Consider the following 20,578-nt stretch of genomic DNA (forward strand, 5'->3'; position numbering starts at 1 on the left):
CTGCGCAATGTGGAGCGAATTTGCAGCAAGTGTGGAGAAAAAAATGGCGCCGCGATCAGCGGCGCCATCAAGCGAAAAGAGTGCGGCCGGGAATCAGACTGCGGCCAGCATCTGGCTGGCGGCGGGATTGCGGTTTTTCGGCGGGCGGCCCCGTTTCGCCGGCGCCACACGGCGCGCGGTGCGCGCCTGCAAACTGTTCAGATAGCGTTCCGAACCGAGCGCCCAGCCTTTGAGTAAAGCATTGCGGATCTGCGCCTCCAACTCCGGCGCCGCGCTCTGCGCCAGCAATTGCTGATACGCCGCTTCACGCTGAAACGGCGTATTCCCCAACCCCCAATACACCGGGTGATCTGTAATGATGGGACTGGTCTGCACCCCGGCATGATGCGCATAACTTGACCAGGGCCAGGCGCCGGCATGGGCGGCCACATGCGCACGCACTGGATTCATTTCAATAAAGCGGCAGCAATGCAGAAAATAGCCATCGGCGTCAATCACCGAGGCTTTGAAACGCCCTTGCCACAAAGTGCCGCTGCGGCCATATTTGCGATTGAACCAGGGCACATAATGCCGCCCTATCCACTGCATCATGCGCCCCAGCCCATTGTCGTCGGTAGGCGAAGCCAATAAATGCACATGATTCGGCATCAAGACATAGGCATGCAAGGCAACCTTGAACTGCTGCGCCGCCTGCTGCAGCCAGTTCAGCCAAGCTTGGTAATCCGCATCTTCGCGGAACACAATTTGCCGGTCATTGCCGGATTGCATGATGTGGTGCACCTGAAAAGGCACCACGAGTCGGGGCAGGCGAGCCATTACAATTCTCCAAAATCAACTCAGACCCGCAAAGTCTGCATGCCAATTGTGGAGCAATCATGCACGCAGCACGGCCCACCTGGCGAAATCCATGGCGCCGGCCACAAAGGCCTTTGCCAAACAATGAAATGATACATGGCTTGCGCGCCGGCGCAACAGCAGCGGCGCGCAAGACGGCCTGGAGTTTTCCTGAGTCACGCTGAAGAGTTATAACATTCCGTTAAAATCTTGACGTTTTTTAAAATATTTCTATTTCATGCAATGCGCATCTCATTCCTGTAAAAAACATTTTATTGAAATCCATTTCCAGACTGCAACGCAACCCGGAATGATTTAATATTTCCCTTAAAAATCAATTATTTACCATATTTTTTAAAGTCCTCGCAGATATACTCCCGCCACATGCATAATTGCCGGAAATCAATGTGGCTGGAATCCCACCAAATTTCATTTTTTTATCAAAAAAACCATTTTTTGCGCCACAGCAAAATCCACATGCAGTAATCTGGTCTTCCTTTTGAGAGGAGACTTACAATGAAAACAACTGCAAAAAACCTGGCCGTGATTCTGGCCGCAATCGGCATGCTGGGGCCAGTCTGGGCCGGCGGCAATCACACGCACGAGCTGAAAGATCAGATTGCGCAGGAAAAGCGCAAGATGAATATCTATGAAGCGCGTTTCCCGAATCTGGATCTGGCGCATAAAGCCGCGATCAGCTTTCACCATGGTCTGCTGGAAGCCAACTACGGCGCCGGGTATATGGTGTTTGAACTGTCTGATGAGGAAAAAGAAGGGCTGGAAAAATTCGGCTTCAAGCTGAAAGTGGCGCAAGACTTCATCAACAAACGCAACGCCATGCTGGAGCGCCTGCACGGCGGCAGCAAACCGCAAGCGCTGCTGGGCAAACAGGCGCCGGCTTTCAGCGGTTTGAATGCGGAAGCGATTCCCAGCTACCCATGTTATGAAACGGTGGAAGAAACCTATGCTGCGGCGCAGGCTTTCACCACCACCTATCCGAATCTGGCCAGCTGGACAGCAGTCGGCAAGTCCTGGGAAAAAACCAATAATCTGGGCGGCTATGACATCTATGTCTTGAAGCTGACGAATAAAAGCGTGAGCGGCACAAAGCCGATTCTGTTCATCCAAAGCTCAATCCATGCGCGTGAATACACCACCGCGCCGCTCAACCTGGCGTTTGCGCGCGAACTGTTAAGCGGCTATGGCAATAATGCCGATGCGACCTGGATTTTGGACAATCAGGAAGTGCATTTCATGTTCTATGTGAACCCGGACGGACGCAAAAAAGCCGAAACCGGCCTGTCCTGGCGCAAAAACACCAATCGCAATTATTGCGGCAGCACCAGCAACAGCCGGGGCGCGGACTTGAACCGCAATTTCAGCCACAGCTGGAACAGCACCAATGGCCAGGGTTCCTCCGGCAGCGTGTGCAATGAAACCTATCGCGGCCCGTCCGCCGGCTCGGAACCGGAAACCAAGGCGGTGGAAGCGTATATCCGCTCAATCTGGCCGGATCGGCGCGGCCCCGGCAGCACAGACCCGGCCCCGACTGACACCTCCGGCATCCACCTGGATATTCACAGCTACAGCCAATTGGTGTTGTGGCCCTGGGGCAATACCTCGACTAAGGCGCCGAATGGAACCGCGATGCAAACCCTGGGCCGCCGCCTGGCGTTTTTCAATGGCTATAAACCGCAGCAATCGGTTGGTCTGTACCCGACCGACGGCACCTCAGACGGCCCATCGTATGGCGAATTGGGGGTGGCGGCGTTCACAATTGAGCTTGGCACTTCATTCTTTGAGAGCTGCACCTCGTACAACAACACCACCAAGCCGAAGAATCTGCCGGCGCTGTGGTATGCCGCCAAAGTGACGCGCGCGCCCTACATCACGCCAGCCGGGCCGAATGTCAGCAAACCGGCGCTGTCGCCGAATGCCGCCACCACCCCGGTGACAGCCGGAACCAGCCTGGCGCTGAGCGCCACCGCCAACGACGCCCAATTCAATCAAAGCAATGGCGCGGAACCGACCCAGGCGATTGCCGCAGCGGAATACTATATCGACATCCCGCCCTGGAAAAGCGGCGCGCGAGCGATTGCCATGACGGCGACGGACGGCGCGTTTAACGCCACGTCAGAGGGAGTGAAAGCCACCCTGAGCACCAGCGGCTTATCTGTTGGCAAGCACATCGTATATGTGCGCGCCAAAGACGCTTCCGGGGCCTGGGGGCCGGTCAGCGCTGAATTTATTCAGATCAAGTAAGTGAAATAAAAACGGCGGCAAGCCAACGCTTGCCGCCGTTTTCAAAAACCGTTTTAATCCGCCACTTTGTCAGAAGGGAAGCGCAGCGATTCGCGCAGCAAAAATCCCATCGGCATCGCCAGCGACAAACCCGAAGGCGGAATCGGCTTCATGAACCACTTTTCATAGACCTTATTCAATTCGCCATCGAAAATAATCCGGCTCATTTCCTTGTCCACCAGGGATTTGAATGGCGCATCGTCTTTGCGCATCATGATTGCATACGGTTCAGCAGAGAGCGGATCGCCGGTAATGATCAGCTTATCCATCAATTTTGATTTGGCGCGCAAGCCATACAGCAACACATCATCCATCGGGAATGCATCAGCCTCGCCGCGCTCGACCATGCCGAAAGATTGCGCATGGTCTGCCCCTTCCATCAATTTCATCGCCAGCGCGCTGTGTTTATCGCGGCTTTGCAGCACCTTGACCACGGTAGTGCCCTTGGTGGTGACGACCCGCTTATCGCGCAAATCGCCCCAATTTTTGACGCCGGAAGATTGCAGCGTGACCATGCGCGTGGTGGCGATGAAATGCGGAATCGTGAACGCCACCTGTTTGCGGCGCTCGGCATTATTGGTGGTGGAGCCGCATTCCAGATCCGCGCGCCCTTCCGTCAACGCCGCCACGCGGTCGCTCGGCGTCACCATCAGCCATTGCACCTCCAGCTTGGGCAGTTTCAACTCGCGCTTGATGGCCTCCACCACTTTCAAACACAACTCAACCGAATAGCCGACCGGCTTTTTACTTTCATCCAGATAAGAGAAGGGAATCGAGGCTTCGCGGTGCGCCAGCACAATCTTTTGGCTGCCGCGTATCTTGCTCAGAGTATCAGCTTGCGCCTGCAGGGACAGTCCGAGGACAGCAGGCAAAACAAGGGCGCACAGGAATCGCTTCATTTTCTCACTCCAGATCCGTGCCGGCATGCAGCCGGTCAATTCATGTTACACCGCATCGGGGTCGATGCGTAGGGCCATTTATGTTTCTTTGTGGAAAGCATGGCGGCATGCAGTGTAGGGGCGCACGCGCACAGCGTCCAGCCGCGCCATGTTTCTGCTGTAACAGGATGTGAGGAATTGAATGCGGTCTCGGCTGAGCGCTTGGCGGCGCACCACCCCGGCCAGGAATATCGCGCGCTGCTGTTGCACACGCAATACACTCATGGTTACGCAAGACGCCTGCTGTGTGAGAATACATGCATGCGAACAATACGGGGGCGGCATGACCAAGCTGAACTTTGCCGGGAAATCTGTCAGTCAGGCAGATTTGCGACATCTGGATGATCTGCAAGATGCAGACTTCAGCGGCGCACGGCTGGCCAGTGTGGATTTTCGCGGGAAGAAGCTGGATGGGGCGAAGTTTTGTGGGGCAAGCCTGGGGCGGAGCTGGGGTGGCAAGTTGGCGGTTTTTGCGGCGCAATGTGGCTTGGCTGGTTTGTCGGGATTGACGAGCGTTTTCGGTATTTTTTGGCTTTTTGTTTTAGCCGAAAGCGACAAATTCCTTTCACCCTTAATTGGTAAAGGGCCTCTCTTTGGCTTTTTTCTCACCCTGCTCTATTTCTTCCCTTGGCTTGCATTTCATTTCCGCAATAGAGCGTTCCTTACTATTGGTTTTACTCTATTTTTTTCAATGATGACAGCGGTAGCGGGAGCGGCAGCGGTAGAGGGAGCGGTAGAGGGAGCGGTAGCGGGAGCGGGAGCGGGAGCGATAGCGGCAGCGGCAGCGGTAGCGGTAGCGGTAGCGGTAGCGGCAGCGGCAGCCGGAGCGGGAGCGGCAGCGGGAGCGGCAGCGGGAGCGGCAGCGGCAGCGGTAGCGGGAGCGGTAGCGGTAGTGGTTATGGACTCAAAGCTTCAATCGTCTGCTTTCCTTATACTAACCGTCCTCCTGCTTGCTCAGTTTCTTTACTGGCGCCTGACCCTGCGGGCGCTGAAATTACAAGAGCCGCACTTACTCTGGCTGCGCAATCTGGCCCTGCTTTTTTCCAGCATGTACGCTTGCCGCTTCAAGCAAACCATATGCCACGCTGATTTCAGCCAAGCAGATTTCAAGTATGTCAATCTGCAAGACTGCGAATTTTTGCGCTGTACTTTTTCCGGCGCCAAAAACCTGCATATGACGCGCACCACAGGCACAATTCTTGAGCAGCGCGCCGTGCGGGAATTGCTGGTGCATGGCAGCAGCACAGAAAAAGATTTCCGCAATCTCGACTTGCATGGCGCCAGCTTCGCCGGCATGGATTTACGCATGTTGGACTTCAGCAATTGCAACCTGGCTGGCTGCGATTTTTCCGGTTGCAAATTGCAAGAGGTGAATTTCAGCCATGCGAATGTCACCGGCGTCGATTTCAGCGACGCGAATTTAAGCGGCGCCATCATTGAAAACTGGAATATCGACGCACAAACCCGTTTTAGCAATGTGGAATGCGATTTTGTCTGGCTGGAAATGAAAAAAACCGGCCCGGGACGTGAGCGCAATCCGCCGCTTGCGCATCAAACCTTCCAGCCAGGCGAATTCAGCAAGCTGTATCAACAAGTCAGTGAAACGATTTCTTTTATTTTGCACAACCGTAATGAAGAAGCGGCTTTCGCCCTGGCTTTGAGCAAGCTGCAGGAAGAAGGTAAAACTGAAGCGCAAATTCTGAGCCTGGAGCAAAAAGGAGGCAGCACGGTAGTCAAACTCGGCTTGCCGCCAGAAGCTGAGCGGGAACAGGAATATACCCGGCTTCACGCAGAAATGCAGCAGCAACAGGCGCAAATTGCTCTGCTGCAGCAAGAGCAGCAACGTTTGTCGCTGGCCTGCAGCGTGCTGGAAAAAGATAAGCTGGCGCTGACAGTCAGCAATCAGCATCTGGCGCAGGAAGTCGGGCACAATCGCAGTTTGCTGACCTTGCTGGCAGGCCGCGCCATTCAATTTCAACAGGAGATCAGCATGGGCAATAACTACCAGCAAACCATCACCGGCAACAACAATGCCGCTGCCCAGGGCACGCAGGCCAGCGCGAATCTGCACATACATCAACACACCCAGCCCGACCTGGCCGCCCTGCTGCAGCAATTGGAACACCTGTTGAGCGCCTGCCAATTGCCCGCTGCCGACGCCAAGGAAGCCGCCGAAACTCTGCACCGCTTACAAACAGAGCACCAGGGTGAGAAAAATCCCTCCCGCGTCAGCCGCTGGCTGAGCGGTTTGCAAGACTTGCTGTCCCATTCCGGGGCCAGCCTGGAAATTTTGGAGCAGGTCAAAAACCTGGGAGAGAAAATCAAGGCATTTTTTTAAGCCCGCCCGCTCTGCAGGTGTTGCGAAACATGGCTGCAGGCCGTACAAGCCGGCATCCCAACAGGCCGCACCAACAATTCTCCTCCGCCGGAGGGGTGGCAGGCGCAGCATGACGGGGTTTGCCGCCTTGGCGGCGCTCCATTTTCCCTGCGCAGCCGGGTTGTCTGGCGCCGCTTCGCCAGCAGTTTGGCATCCTGCCAGCTTCATTCAGCTTGTGGGAACGGCTTTAGCCGCGAATAGCGTCCGTTGCGAGGTGACGGCCTGGTTCGCGACTGAAGTCGCTCCCACCACAAACTCACAAGTTTGCCTTGCGCATGCTCTTGAGCGGAACACAGGAAAATGAGCCAATCGGCACGCCAGAAAATCCACTACTCATCGCGCCAGAAAACCCGGCAATCTGCACACCCAAAAATCCACCATCGCAACAAGCTGTGAATTGACAAAATACCGGTAGGAGCGGCTTTAGCCGCGAACAGGCGCCGCGCCATCCCAGCCGCCGGTTTTCGCGACTGAAGTCGCGCCTGCCGCAAGCGCGCAAAAAAACGGCGGCCCGCAGGCCGCCGCAAATCTGAGGAGGGTGGAAAAAATCAGTTGGCGCGCACGCAAGCCACCGGCAAACGGTTGCTGTCCGCCGCTGTGGCGTAGCTGACCACGCCATCACTGATGCGCACCGCCTGGTTGCCGCTGCTGGCCGGCGTGGCTGTCCAGATATAGCCGGCAGGCCAGCCGTCATTCACCAGATTGGCGCCGCCGATGGCCGCCACCAGCGCCGTGACTTCTGCTGTGCTCGGCATGCGCCAACCGCTTAAGCCGCCGATGTTCTGGCCCTGGCAGTAATGCAACATCGCCCAATGCGCACGCGGCACACCGCCCGGACGCGCCCAGGTCAAACCGCCCTGCTGCACGCTGCCGGCCGGCAAGCCGTTGGCATCATGGATGCAGGCGGCGGTGTAGCGATTGCTTTCGGTCGGCGCGGCCCAGGAAGTCAAACCATCCGTCATGCGCAAAACCTGGAAACCGCTGCTTTGCGGGTTAAAGGCCCAATACCAATCCGTGGCCCAGCCAAGCTGACTCAAGCCGCTTGCGCCAAGCGTCGCGCGCAGGGTTTGCAATTCGCTGCGCTTGGGTAAGCGCCAACCGCTTTGGCCATACAAGGCCTCATCGCAGGATTTTTCAGTCGCATACCAGGGGCGCAAGGTCGGCCCGGTTTTGGCCCAAACATCAGCCCCGACGATTTGCGCGCCGCTTGCGCTGTTGCTATAAGCGGATTGATCGCTGACACAAGCCAGCAGATGGCGTGCGCCATTGCCTTCCGGCAGCGAGGAAGTGGTGGGGCCGGGCAGCGTCCATAAATTGGCCGGATCTGCCGGGAAACCGGCGGCCTGCATCCAGGCGGCGCCTTTTTCCGCATACAAGGCCGCCACTTCGGTCTGGCTCGGCATGCGCCAGCTCAAGCCGGGATTCGGCGCATACCAGGAGCAGCTGTATTGCGCATTCGCCCAGGGCATGGCTTGCTTGACCGGCTTGCTCCACACCATGCCGCCTTGCTGCAGGGTGGGGGTGTGCGCTGGCGGCAGATCGGCTGCGCTGCGCACGCACACGGTGTAATTGCTGCCGCTCACATCGTAGCTTGGCAAGCCATCCGAAAAGCGCAACACACTGTGGCCTGCGCCTTGCACATCCGAAGCCCAGATCCAGCTGGCGCCAAAACCGAAGGAGGAAAGGAAGGTCGCGCCCTTGCTGTAATACAGGCTGCCCAATTCCGCCATGCTCGGCAAGCGCCAGCCGCCCACGCCGCCCAGGGTGCTGGCGCTGCAAGCCGCTGCTGCGCTGCCCCAGTTGCGCACGGTGGTTTCCGGGCGCGCCCAGCGCAGGCCATCATGCACCAGGGTGGACACTGGCAAGGGGTCGTTATCGTCATGCACGCAAGTCACGTTATAGGCGTTGCTCCCGCCAGCTGTGCTGGGCAAACCATCCGTCATGCGGAACACATGGTAAGCCGGTGCGCCGGGGGTATTGCTCCACAGCCAGCCGCTGGGCCAGCCGGCGGCGCTGATGGCGCCGGCGCCGCGTTCGTGATACAGATTCGCCAATTCATACACGGTCGGCAAACGCCAGCCGCGCCGCCCGCTGGCGCTTTGCGCTGCACAATACGCGTCTGCAGTGGGGAAATTACGGGTGCTGGCGTCCGGCGGCAGGAACATCAGATTGCCGCTCTTCAAAAAACCTGCCGGCAGCGGGTAGTAGTAACGCACGCACACGGTCTGATGCGTGCTGCCGGCATAGGCGGTGGCGCCGTCGGCGGTGTTGAACACCAATTGCTGGCCGCTGAAATCTTCGATGCTGGCAGTCCAGTACGCCGCCGCAGGCCAGGCGGCGTTTTGCAACTGGGCCTGATTGCGGTTGTAATAAAAATGGGAAATTTCATCGCGCGTCGGTAAGCGCCAGCCACTGACGCCGCCTGCAGTGCTGTTTTTACAGAATAAGGTCGCCTCTTCTTCACTGCGCGCTACGCCATCTGGCTTGAGCCAGGCCAGGTTGTCGCCGATCAGTGTGCCGGCGGGATAGTTGGTGACTTCAATCGGGGCCGCCGCGAATACAGGCAGGGAGAACATACTGGAAACTGCGACAAGCAAATAGCGCAACTGCATACGATTTCCTTTCGGGCGCCCTGTGCGGGGGGATTGCAGCGACCGGGCGCAAGTTGCTGCAAAGCAATAAGCTACGCAGTCTAGGCTTGTTTTGCCACGCCGTCCAGATCATATACATATCTGCTTTCAATATTTATATGGCATTTACACCAAGTGCTTAAAAGTCGTTTCTGCCCTGCATCAAGGGGGCCGTACAGTTCAAAAAAAGTCATGCTGTAATGCAACGTAAATGCCTGTAATTCCAATACAGCAGGCAAAAGACGAGAATTTCATTCATCGCAAGCTTGGCTATGCGCCAGCGCCGCCAAACCAATACTGCCGCCGCCCAGGCATGGGCCGGCCCTTTTTTCGCCCGGGAGTTCTGCTATGTTTTACATGCAACAATCCAATCAATACACGCTGAATTATTCTTTTTGCCAGACTGACACCACCTCCGTGAAAGGGGTGAATGACGGCTTTGACGACGCGGTGCGCGCCGAACACGGCATTTGCTGCGTGCTGGGTCTGGATTGGCTGGAAGCGAAATTGCGCAATCAGGCTTTTGTTGTCACCTGGCAGTCGATCTACGCAAATGCGCGCATGTTTAACACGCTGGAGGCGGCGTATGACAAGGTGTATGCGAATTACTGTCCGAATTTGCGGCGCGGCAACATCTACAGCTACGACATCACCAGCGCGAATTGTCTGAGCGCGGTCAATCAAATCCAAAATCCGGGCGGCATTGCGATCCACCTCGGCGTTTCGCTCGACCGGAACGACGCCAGCGGGCATATGGTGTGCATCGTGCGCAATGGCCGCCAATACAAGATGTTTGACTCGAATTTCGGCGAATACACGGCAAGCAGCGCGCGCGCCTGTGCGCACTGGTTGCACACCCTCTGCAACACCAACCGTCCAGAGCGCGGGCGCTATCTGGATTGGACGCAAAAGCTGCACGCGATTCAATTCAGCGTGTAAGGGAGGCGCACATGTACCGTCTGCCTGCCAGCATCGCTTACCGCCTCGAATATGCGTTTTGCCAGCAAGAGCTGGACGATATGCTGGGCTGTAAAAGCCATATGGCGCAATTGGGCGGCGTCGGCGCGGTGCTGGCGCTGGACTGGTTGCAGGCGCGCTTGTGCCAGCGCGCTTTTGTGCTCAGCATGCACAGCCTGCGCGAACCCTGGTTGAGCAGTCAGCCGGCCTTGCCGCCGGCACAGCGGGCGCCGCTGAATGCGGCCAGCCCCGGCGCTGCGTTCAGCCAGGCCGGCGCGCAAGACTTGCTGCAGCAGCTGGGCTGTCACAGCGGCATGTTGCTGCGCCTGGATGGCGACACGCGCAGTCATCAGCTTTGCATTGTGCGCCAGTCGGATAGCTGGCTGATGTTCGACCCCGATTCCGGCGAATACCGTGCTGACAGCTTGGCCGGCTGTGCGCAATGGCTGCACGACCTGTGCCAATTGCGCCAAGCCTGGCGCGGCGGCTGTCTGAGCGTGGATGCGCCGCTGATTTTCCGCGCTCCGGGGCAAGCTTATGCCGCGCCGCGCTTTGCTGCGCAGTATTGATGGGTGGGCCGCCCGTGGCCCGGGCTGAATGCTGTGCGGCAGCCGCAATCGGTAGTAAAATACCGGCCTTCCCACTCTCGCAGCGAATACCATTATGAGTTTGAAATGCGGCATCGTCGGCCTGCCCAACGTCGGCAAATCCACCCTGTTCAACGCCCTGACCAAGGCCGGCATCCCGGCTGAAAACTACCCGTTTTGCACCATCGAACCGAATGTCGGCGTAGTTGAAGTGCCCGATCCGCGTTTGCAAAAACTGTCTGAAATCGTGAAACCTGAGCGCATCGTGCCGGCCATCGTCGAATTCGTCGATATCGCCGGCCTGGTGGCCGGCGCTTCCAAGGGCGAGGGGCTGGGCAATCAATTCCTGTCGCACATCCGCGAAACCGACGCCATCGTGAACGTGGTGCGCTGCTTTGAAGACGATAATGTGGTGCACGTCGCCGGCCGCGTCAGCCCGCTCGACGATATCGAAGTGATCCAGACCGAACTGGCGCTGGCCGATTTGAGCACGGTGGAAAAAACCCATCAGCGCGAACTGAAAAAAGCGCGCGCCGGCGATAAAGACGCGATCAAGCTGTGCGCCCTGCTGGAACGCCTGCTGCCGCATCTGAACGAAGCCAAACCGGTGCGCGCGCTCGGTCTGGACAAGGAAGAGCTGCTGATGTTGAAGCCGCTGTGCTTAATCACCGCCAAGCCGGCGATGTATGTGGCGAATGTGGCGGAAGACGGTTTTGAAAACAATCCGCTGCTGGATCAATTGACCGCCTATGCGAATGCGCAAAACGCCCCCATCGTGGCGATCTGCGCCGCGATTGAAGCGGAAATCGCCGATCTGGACGAAGCCGACAAGGGCGACTTCCTGGCCGATCTGGGCATGGAAGAGCCGGGCTTAAACCGCTTGATCCGCGCCGGTTTCAAGCTGCTCGGTCTGCAAACCTATTTCACCGCCGGCGTGAAAGAAGTGCGCGCCTGGACTATCCGCGTCGGCGACACCGCACCGCAAGCCGCCGGCGTGATTCACACCGACTTTGAACGCGGCTTCATCCGCGCCCAAACCATCGCCTTTGACGATTACATCGCGCACAAAGGCGAAACCGGGGCGAAAGAAGCCGGCAAGATGCGCGCGGAAGGCAAGGAATATGTGGTCAAGGATGGGGATGTGTTGAATTTCCTATTTAACGTGTAATCGATCCGGCACTGGCAAGGGGAGCGCAAGCATGTTTGATCGCGTGACACTGCAGCATTTTGGCCCCTGGTCCGCCCTGGATTGGAAAAATCTGGGCGGCATCAACCTGATTTTGGGCGGCAATGGCAGCGGCAAGACTTTTTTGCTGAAAGCGATCTACAGCGCCTTGCGCACCCTGGAAACCTATAAGCGAGGCGACGAGCCGCGCAGCGCCAGTGAAATTCTGCTGGAAAAATTACACTGGACTTTTCAAGCCGAAAAAGTGGGCGACTTGGTGCAACGCAGCGCAGCGGGCGCATTGTCTTTTGCACTGCATGAACAAGAAGCACAATTCGCCTACAGTTTTGGGCGCGACACCACGCGCCAAATCAACAGCCTTGAAAACCATTTCAAGCCCCGTTCGGCGAACTCAATTTTCCTGCCCGCCAAAGAAATCCTGTCTTTGCACGCGATCATTCTCAAAGCGCGTGAACAGGATCGCGCTTTTGGCTTTGATGACACCTATTACGATCTGGCGTTAGCGCTCAAACAAAGCACCAGCAGAGGCAAGAATTACAAAGAATTCGCGGATGCGCGCAGCCGTCTGGAACACATGTTGGGCGGCGCCATCAGTCTGGAAGCCGATAGCAATCGCTGGTACTTCACCAATCAACAGCGACAGCGCTTCAGCATGGGCGTGACGGCGGAAGGCATCAAAAAAATCGCCATCCTCGACACTCTGCTGGGCAATCGTTATCTGGCGCTGGATTCTGTGGTCTTGATTGATGAGCCGGAAGCGGCTTTGCATCCACGCCTGATTTGCGAATTTCTTGACATCATTGCCCAGCTCGCCGCGCGCGGCATGCAGTTTTTCATCGCCAGCCATTCCTATTTCGTTCTCAAAAAACTGTATTTGCTGGCGCAGGAAAAACAACTCAGCATTCCAGTCTTAAGCCAGGAAGATGCCGGCTGGGAACAACATGATTTGCTGCAGGCCATGCCGCACAATCCGATTGTGCGCGAATCGGTGCGCCTGTATGAACAGGAAGTGGAGCTGGCGCTGACATGAGCGCCATCGAGATCACTGAATCGGGCCTGACTTTTGGCCCCTTCCCCACGCAAGCATGCTTTCATATTGAGCAAAGCAGCTTGTTTCAAAGCTTGTGTGCGCACAATATTGCCGGGGTTGAGTTCATTCTCGAAAAACAGCAAAAAAACGGAATCGCCCTGTGGCTGGTAGAGGCAAAATCCAGCGTCCCCCGGCAAAGTAAGAAAGAGGATTTTCAACACTGGTGCGCCGGAATCAACCGCAAATTCATTGATGCGCTGCAGTTGCAGCTCAGCATCCTGCTACGCCGTCATGCTACGCCTGCGGGCATGCCTGCCAAATGGCTTGCGTACAGTCTTGACGACTTGAATTGGCGCACAGTCCTGGTGATTCCGGATATGCCATCTGAACACTGCCCGGCATTACAAGACGCATTGCGCCAACATTGTCAGCCTCAATTGCAAGCTTTGCGCACGATCTGGAAACTGCCCTCTTTAGACTTACTGGTGCTCAATCGGACCAGCGCCGGCAAATATGGTTTGAGTCAAAACAATCCAGCATAGGCATTGCTAATAAACAGAAAATATACGGCGCAAAGGAGCAACTATGGACTTTGACGCTTTCGTCCAGTCTCTGAAAAACGCGCCGCAGACTGGCCTGGTCATGCAAAATCCTGGCGCCGGCACATCCACCATCCTTTACTGTAATGATCAGCGAATTTGCTACAAGCGGGGCAAATCGCCAATGGCTGTCAAATATAGTGATTTGTATGAGGGATACATCCAGTACGCTGGAAAAGAAATGAGCACAAATGATTTAAAGGCCATGCGCCCAGCCGTCTTTGACTCCAAACATAATGGCCATAGCTGCCACTGCACTTTCTTGATGATGGTCTTACACAGAATGGGGCTGGCCAGCGCAATTCAAGGCAAGGGCGTAAAAGGTAATCCCTTCCTGGTCAAGCTCTGAATCAGCAAAGCCTCACCCCGCACCGTAGCGACGCCACGCCGCAATCGCCAGCCCGGCGCCGATGCTGCCGAATAAATCGCCCTCCACCAATTCCGCCTGCGGCAAGAGTTGCGCAAAGCGTTGGCGCAGCAGGCCGATGCCGCTCGAGCCGCCGGTGACAAACAGGGTGTCGATGCGCTCTGCCGGAATTTGCGCCAGCTGCAGCACGCGCGCCACGGTATGCCCGACCTGTCCCACCAATTCATCAATCGCCGTCTCAAATGCACTGCGCAAGACCGCATGCAGGAGACCCGGCTCCAGGCGGCTTAAATCCAGGGTATGCCGTTCAGCGCCAGACAAAGCGATTTTGGCTTCTTCGGTTTGAATCGCCAGCCAATGCCCGGCGCGCTCCTCGATTAAACGCAGCAGGCGCGCCAGCTTATCCTTCTCGCAGGCGTCGCGATACACATCCTGCAATTCCTGCCAGACTTTGCGCGTGTAAGTAGAGTTGATGGTGTGCCAGGTGGCCAGATTGAAATAATAGCTGGACGGCACATCGGCTTGCGAGCGCAAGCGGCTGCCCAAACCCAGCAATGGCATGATTTGCGCCAGACTCAGATATTTATCAAAGTCAGTGCCGCCGATGTGCACGCCGGCATTCGCCAGCACATCGCTGTGTCGCTCTGCAGCGCTCATGCGCTGCGGCGACAGGCGAATGATGGAAAAGTCAGAGGTGCCGCCGCCGATATCCGCCACCAGCACCAGCTTTTCGCGCGTCAGGGTTTGTTCATAGTGGAATGCGGCGGCAATCGGCTCATATTGAAAGCTGACCTCGCGAAACCCCACCGCCTGCGCCACTTCCTGCAAAGTTTGCTCGGCCTTGGCGTCCGCCGCCGCATCATCATCGACAAAATGCACAGGCCGCCCGAACACCGCCGTATCCACACTGCGCCCGGCGGCGTGCTCGGCGCGGCGCTTGAGTTCGCCGATAAACGAAGCCAGCAAAGCGCGGAAAGGCAAGACCCGTCCATTCACCTCGGTCTGCCCGTCAATCAGGCTGGAACCCAACAAGCTTTTGAGCGAACGCATCAAGCGCCCTTCATAGCCCTCCAGATATTCCGCCAGCGCGCGCCGGCCATAGCAGGTGCGCTCTTCTTCGGCGTTGAAAAACACGGCGGATGGCAGCGTGACTTTGCCATCTTCCAACTCCAGCAAAGCCGGGCGCAAGGGATTGATCCAGGCTGCGGTGGAATTCGAGGTGCCAAAGTCGATGCCGCAAGCACGCGCCCAGGCGGAATGAGGTAAAGCAGTATTCATATGCGATCCAGAAAAACCATGCCGTCCTGTGGCTGTACAAAAACTGGCGCACATTGCGCTCAATTGATGCTGCAACAGCGCTTGGAAATGAAAAAGGGCGGGCACATTACCACAAATCCGGGAAAAGCAAAATACTGACTTGACTGCTTTTTTAAAGAACAGCAAAACGCGACCGGGATGGGCTTGTCGTCACATCCCGGCTGAACGAAATCAGTCTCTCCGTGCGCGCACAAAGCGTGCAAAAGCAGCAATGCCCAGCTGGATTTGCTCCGGCGTGACATAGCTGAAAGACAGGCGAATCGCCTGCGCCGGGCGTCCATCCAGGTAAAAATAACTCATCGGCGTCCACAAAACACCATATTCGGCTGCACAATGCAATAAATCCTGATCCGTCACCGTCCAGGAACCTGTATACAAGGTCAGGAAGAAGCCGCCTTCCGGTTTATTCCAGCGCATGCCGTGGGGCCTGGTCTGTGCTGGAAAATGCTGCTCCAGCGCGGCTAACAAGGTATCGCGGTTTTCCCGCATCGCCGCATGCCGCACTCGGATATAGTCTTGCAAGCTGCCGCCATGTCGCAACAACATGCCGCCCACAATCGCCTGGCACAGCGGCGATGTGTTGACAGTCAACAGGCTCTTGACCTTCGACATTTCATGCGCCACCCGGGCCGCGCTCAACTGCCCTGCCATATCGTCATGCGGAGCCAGCACAAAACCGACCCGCACACCCGGGAACAGGCTCTTGGAAAAACTGCCGATATAAGCGCAATGCGCGCCCCCTGCCATCGCACGCAACGGCAGCAGACGCTCGCCTTCATAACGGAAATAAGAATATGCGTGATCCTCGACCACGAAAATGCCATGCCTGCGGGTGAAATCAAGCAACCCCTGACGGCGCGCCAGCGTGGTGGTGACGCCGCTTGGATTGGCGAAATCCGGGGCCAGATAAAGTAATCGGGCGCGCTTGCCCTGCGCTTGCAGTTGCGTCACGAGTTGCTCCAGCGCTATCAAATCGACACCATCATCATCACTGGGGACGCAACAAGTGGCGATGCCAAGCACCTGCGCGGCGCCGGACATACCGATGTATGCAGGCTCCACCACCAACGCCACATCATCCGCCCTGCCGCACAGCGTCAACAAGCACAGACACATCGCTTCCTGCGCCCCCACTGTGACCACCAGCTCTTGCGCGTCGGCCGACAAGCCCTCATCCTGACGCAGCAAATCTGCAATTAATTCGCCGATGACGCCATTGGTGCGACCGTATTGTCCCAGATCGGCGAGGTCCGCGCCGCGTACACCCGGTCTTGCCTGGGCGAATTCGGTGATCAATTCCAGCGCGCTTGGCACATCAAAAAAACGCTCTTGCGGCCGCCCCGGAGCAAATGAAATTGCATTGGGATAACGATGTGCAACTTCGTTAAGAAAATTCATCACCTCGACATTGCGATGCGCCAAGGCCGGATTGATACTGTGCATTTGCTGGGCTCCGCTTAATATAATTCCTGCTTTTCGAGGGCATCGAACAAACGCTGCACATTGCCGTCATGAAAACCGGTGTAACCATTGCGGCGCTCAATCAATTCCACCATCATGCCGCTGGCGGGATGACGCACAGAGAAGATTTGCGACAGATCTTCGCCCTCCAGCAAAGGCGTGCTGAATTCCATTCCCTGCGCACGCAATTGCTGCACCGCCTCGTCCAGATCCGCCACGCGAAAAGCGACATGCTGCACACCGGGGCCATGCTTATCGACGTATTGGCTGGTCTGCGATTGTTTGCCCAGACCTTGCGTTAAGACCAGCGTTACCGGGCCATTACTGAGCACCGCCGACTTCATCCCGGTGCGCAGGCCGCTGGTTTCGCGCCGCTCATCGACAGTGAAACCAAGCGTACCGTGAAACCAGCGAATCGCTTCATTTAAATCAGGGACAGCAATGGCCAGGTGATCAATTCCTAAAAACAGTTGATCGGCTTGCAAGTCAGGTGCGGGGGCGAGTAATTCTGAAGTCATGATGTATGTTTGAAGTTATTTGAGGAAGGGTTCGGCCTGCGGTGCGCCGGTAAAATACAAAGTACGATCCCGCAAATGGATTTCACGGTTTCCGTAGAGGCGTTCAGCATGAATTGCGCGCTCCTGCAAGTGTTGCAGCAAGCGCGTGCTTTCCACAATCGGGCGCGAGTTTGCGGAGTAGGAGACACTGGATAAGAAGGTAACCCATGGCTCTGCTCCCATCGCGTACACAAAGACAGCGGCAGGTTGAAAGCAATCTACAATCTGTGCAGCTTTAACACTGTCTGAACCATTCAAACGGCGCGCCTGATCCTGGGCTCTACTGAGCGGGGCCTGCAGCAAGCTGCCGTACAGCCAAGACATCGGCGCGCCTTCGCACTCCATACCAATAAACAAAACATCCAGCGGGCCGGTTATCTGCGCCACTTGCGCATACACTTCGCTATCCAGATTATTGCTGTCAGCCAGAAATGCAACGCTGCCCTGATCGGTCAAAACGCCATACGCCAGCTTGCCATTGATATCCAGGTCGCCATGCTCGCCAAAGAAAGGCAAGCCCAGAATTTTTCCACCGGGACAGGGCAATTCATCCATCTCAGCGAGTTCAATGATGTTCTGAAAACCGCAAGCTTTCAAGATCAGACGCAATGATGGATCAGTCAGACCATTGCCATTGCTTTTCGGCACAAGCAATGTGCCGATTTTGTGGCGCAGCGCAAGCAGGGTTTCCAACAGCACATGATCCTGATGGCAATGGGTCAGCAGGACATAGTCAATCCGCTCCGGTAAATCGAGGAAGCCAAAACGCTGCGGGCCATGTTCCGCCACCGAAGACACACATGGATCAACCATCAAACTGAATTGCGCGGTTTGCAGCAACACCGAGGCATGACCAAAGTAACGGATCCGCATGCCGGCCCCGTCAAATTCCGGGGCCGAACCCGGCAACGGCTTATCAGGCGTGACCCAGGATTGCAAATCGTCCGGCGTCACTGGCTTTGCCGTGTATTTTGAGATCCGCTCACTTAATTCCAGCAGGCTGCAAGCTTGCAATCTGGCGCGGCTGAAAAAGTCCACATCGGCGTTGCGGAAAGGAATGCGCAGCGTCATGTCTTGCGCTTCCAACGCTGGCGTACTCAATGCAAAGGGACGCTTCTCCGGGTCGTGCTTGACAAAGTGCAAGGTTTGCAATGCGTCTGTGCTATAGCGCGCATAAACCAGGGCTTCCAACAAGCGAAATGAAGGGACATGACGAAAGTCATAACGCAACTCAGTCAGACCGCGTAATGCTGGCGGCAATTCTGCGTAAACACGATCAAGCGATTCACCAGTAAATTCAGACAAGCGTCCAGCCAGCGCGGCAATCTGCGTCGCGAGTTCGATCTGCGGCCCCAGATCGGCGCGGGTGGCGTCCAGCAAACTCTGCACATGATCCGGCGCGCCGTCGTAATTCAAAAATGGCCCACCGAGCATTGCAGGATTTTTCGCAGCGGCATGATGGATTTGGGGAGACTTGATGAAAGAATCCAAAATCTTCAGATGTGAATTCTTTGTCACCATTCCCAATGTGGCGGGATAAATCAGGAAAGGCCAGGCATACCATGAATTGACGCGTGGCTCTATAACGACCTCTGGCCGCAAGAATACAGTTTGCTCCATTTATTATTACCAAGAAGAAGGCCGAAGCGCACGCAGAAGTGATGAAACTGCAAGACCAGCCAAAGATTGAGGAGTGGAAATAAATTAAAAGTACTATTTTAGACTATGATAAATAAATTTCTGTGTCAAGCCAACTCTAAAAAATTTTTAATAAAATAAACTTGAATTAAATACATTGAAATTTGACTTTTACATCGGAAAAGTGCAAAAGCCAAACCACAGAATTCGCCTTGCAGGCATCTCCACCCATCGATCCACAATCACAGCTGAGTCAGCACCAGCGCCACGCATTGCAATCCACTCCTATAGGCAGCAGCATCGATTAAGCGCATGATTGATGCACGGGAATATGAGGCATTCCTCCAAAAATGAGCACATCAAGCAAGCGGAGACGGATAAAAGTATGCGTATGCAAGCAGTATTGCTGGCATAAAAATAATTGTTCAATGTGTATGATGCGCATTTTAATTTCTTAATTGGCAACATTTAATACAAAGACATATAGACATTTTTAAACATTTTCTACGTTTTTATTCCAAATAATTTTTAATTATATGTATATATTATTAAATGCGGGGAAAGCTTGTGCATATTCCCTTACTATGGTAAATTAATTTGGTATTTTTTGGAGTACAGCAGGGCCATTAAACGCTTCTGCGTCATTCTCCACCTCATACTTCGCCATGAGAAATTCAGGAATTGCGCCAGCAAAAAGGCTCGGAGCATGCCTTGAAAACTATTTGCCACCTTTGTTTGATCACCTTTCTTGCCTGCTCATTCCCGCCGGCACGATAAATTTCAAGTCATAAGAACAACTTACAAGCACTTTTCCGATATGAAAAATACTACTTTTCATATATTTATATGTTTCAGCCTGATGACCTCCAAGCCATCACTTCCGCCGTTTTTTTTGTTTAAGGCAATTTATGCGAATGAACTCCGTCACTGAAACAGATCAAGTTTGGCAAGCCGCTTACGCCAATCAACAACAGTTGATTGGCGCCTACCATGAGCATATCCACCCATGGTATATCCAGGGTTTTCAAAGACTTTCTCTGTCCCCACATGAATTGCCGGACAAAGCTGCGCTGGATGCTGCGCTGCGCCCTTTTGGCTGGGAAGTGGTGCTGGTTGACGGCATCATTCATTCGCGCGAATTCGCGGCCCTGATCGCGGAACAGCGGTTTCCGGTTGCCGCGAATGTCAGGACGCTGAGCCAGCTTGAGCACTCACCGGCGCCAGATGCGATTCATGACATTCTGGGACACCTCCCCTTCCTATGCAGTCCGGCTTACTGCGCCTACCTGCGCAATGCTGCACTGGCGTTTGCGCGCTGCCCGCTTGATCGCATTGAATTGGAATATTTCAGCGCCAGAAAAACATATGGCGATCTGACTGCAGCCAGCGCCAGCGCTGACCAGATCGCGCAGGCGGAACATGAAGTGGCGCGCCTGAGCCGGATGCTGGCCGGGGCTGACTCCTTGATTGCCCAGGTTAACCGGTTGTTTCTCTGGTCGATTGAGTTCGGTGTTTTGCAAACTCCTGAGCAACGGATCATGCTGAGCGGGGCCGCCATCCTTTCTTCCCGGCGGGAAGTTACGCGAGTGCTGCGCGAACAACATCGATATGTCCCATATACCAGTGCAGCAGCGCAAGTTGACATCAATTACACCGAGCCGCAATCGATTTATTTCGTTGCACCATCCTTTGACAGCTATCAATCGGTGCTAGAGCAAGTGATGCAGCCGGAACAGGTTGCGGCATAAACACAGCACACCATAGCCATCTCAACAGTCCGGCAATCTCTCCCGGCGCAC

The 20,578-nt window shown here is 55.7% G+C and carries 16 protein-coding genes; 9 read left to right on the forward strand and 7 right to left on the reverse strand.

Translation table 11 applies throughout. The annotated features are described in order from the left end of the window. Window positions 1-93: 93 nt before the first annotated feature. Window positions 94-816 carry a transposase gene (locus V8J88_RS19830; RefSeq protein WP_338845973.1) on the reverse strand — a complete coding sequence of 241 codons (723 nt, stop codon included), beginning with the start codon at window positions 814-816 and terminating at the stop codon, window positions 94-96. A gap of 534 nt (window positions 817-1,350) precedes the next feature. Here V8J88_RS19830 and V8J88_RS19835 point away from each other — a divergent pair. After that, window positions 1,351-3,096 (forward strand): M14 family metallopeptidase, encoded by a 1,746-nt coding sequence (locus V8J88_RS19835; RefSeq protein WP_338845975.1) that lies wholly within the window; start codon window positions 1,351-1,353, stop codon window positions 3,094-3,096. Between the two features lie 53 nt (window positions 3,097-3,149). Here V8J88_RS19835 and V8J88_RS19840 read toward each other — a convergent pair whose 3' ends face one another. Further along, complete coding sequence (locus tag V8J88_RS19840; RefSeq protein ID WP_338845977.1) at window positions 3,150-4,034, reverse strand: amino acid ABC transporter substrate-binding protein; 885 nt, start codon at window positions 4,032-4,034, stop codon at window positions 3,150-3,152. A 1,087-nt stretch (window positions 4,035-5,121) separates the two neighbouring features. On the opposite strand from V8J88_RS19840, the gene V8J88_RS19845 reads away from it, so the two are divergent. Next, complete coding sequence (locus V8J88_RS19845; RefSeq protein ID WP_338845979.1) at window positions 5,122-6,411, forward strand: pentapeptide repeat-containing protein; 1,290 nt, start codon at window positions 5,122-5,124, stop codon at window positions 6,409-6,411. 587 nt (window positions 6,412-6,998) lie between these two features. Here V8J88_RS19845 and V8J88_RS19850 read toward each other — a convergent pair. After that, on the reverse strand, window positions 6,999-9,062 hold the full coding sequence (locus V8J88_RS19850) for a hypothetical protein (protein ID WP_338845981.1): 2,064 nt from the start codon (window positions 9,060-9,062) through the stop codon (window positions 6,999-7,001). Between the two features lie 366 nt (window positions 9,063-9,428). Here V8J88_RS19850 and V8J88_RS19855 point away from each other — a divergent pair, with 366 nt between their 5' ends. From V8J88_RS19855 to V8J88_RS19880, 6 genes are all read left to right on the forward strand, one after another. Further along, a complete protein-coding gene (locus V8J88_RS19855; protein WP_338845983.1) occupies window positions 9,429-10,019 on the forward strand; it encodes a YopT-type cysteine protease domain-containing protein in 591 nt (196 codons plus the stop codon). 11 nt (window positions 10,020-10,030) lie between these two features. After that, a complete protein-coding gene (locus tag V8J88_RS19860) occupies window positions 10,031-10,606 on the forward strand; it encodes a hypothetical protein (protein WP_338845985.1) in 576 nt (191 codons plus the stop codon). Window positions 10,607-10,700: 94 nt separating this feature from the next. Then, window positions 10,701-11,792: a redox-regulated ATPase YchF gene (ychF, locus tag V8J88_RS19865; RefSeq protein WP_338845987.1), complete on the forward strand. Its 1,092-nt coding sequence runs from the start codon at window positions 10,701-10,703 to the stop codon at window positions 11,790-11,792. A gap of 31 nt (window positions 11,793-11,823) precedes the next feature. Next, complete coding sequence (locus V8J88_RS19870) at window positions 11,824-12,840, forward strand: ATP-binding protein (protein WP_338845989.1); 1,017 nt, start codon at window positions 11,824-11,826, stop codon at window positions 12,838-12,840. After that, window positions 12,837-13,382, forward strand: coding sequence for a hypothetical protein (locus V8J88_RS19875; protein ID WP_338845991.1), 546 nt, complete (start codon window positions 12,837-12,839; stop codon window positions 13,380-13,382). The genes V8J88_RS19870 and V8J88_RS19875 overlap by 4 nt, the downstream gene beginning before the upstream one ends. A gap of 43 nt (window positions 13,383-13,425) precedes the next feature. Next, window positions 13,426-13,788 (forward strand): hypothetical protein, encoded by a 363-nt coding sequence (locus tag V8J88_RS19880; protein WP_338845993.1) that lies wholly within the window; start codon window positions 13,426-13,428, stop codon window positions 13,786-13,788. A 12-nt stretch (window positions 13,789-13,800) separates the two neighbouring features. On the opposite strand, the gene V8J88_RS19885 is transcribed toward V8J88_RS19880, so the two are convergent. The 4 genes from V8J88_RS19885 to V8J88_RS19900 all read right to left on the reverse strand — a co-directional run bounded on the left by V8J88_RS19885 (window position 13,801) and on the right by V8J88_RS19900 (window position 18,761). Beyond that, a complete protein-coding gene (locus V8J88_RS19885) occupies window positions 13,801-15,084 on the reverse strand; it encodes an Hsp70 family protein (protein WP_338845995.1) in 1,284 nt (427 codons plus the stop codon). Window positions 15,085-15,294: 210 nt separating this feature from the next. Next, entirely contained in the window at window positions 15,295-16,566 is a 1,272-nt protein-coding gene (locus tag V8J88_RS19890; RefSeq protein WP_338845997.1) for a PLP-dependent aminotransferase family protein, read from the reverse strand. 14 nt (window positions 16,567-16,580) lie between these two features. Next, window positions 16,581-17,102, reverse strand: coding sequence for a VOC family protein (locus V8J88_RS19895; RefSeq protein WP_338845999.1), 522 nt, complete (start codon window positions 17,100-17,102; stop codon window positions 16,581-16,583). 15 nt (window positions 17,103-17,117) lie between these two features. Continuing rightward, complete coding sequence (locus V8J88_RS19900; protein WP_338846001.1) at window positions 17,118-18,761, reverse strand: MBL fold metallo-hydrolase; 1,644 nt, start codon at window positions 18,759-18,761, stop codon at window positions 17,118-17,120. A gap of 932 nt (window positions 18,762-19,693) precedes the next feature. On the opposite strand from V8J88_RS19900, the gene V8J88_RS19905 reads away from it, so the two are divergent. Beyond that, entirely contained in the window at window positions 19,694-20,527 is an 834-nt protein-coding gene (locus V8J88_RS19905; RefSeq protein WP_338846003.1) for a hypothetical protein, read from the forward strand. Window positions 20,528-20,578 lie beyond the last annotated feature (51 nt).

This window comes from Massilia sp. W12, assembly GCF_037300705.1.
Lineage (GTDB): Bacteria > Pseudomonadota > Gammaproteobacteria > Burkholderiales > Burkholderiaceae_D > JACPVY01.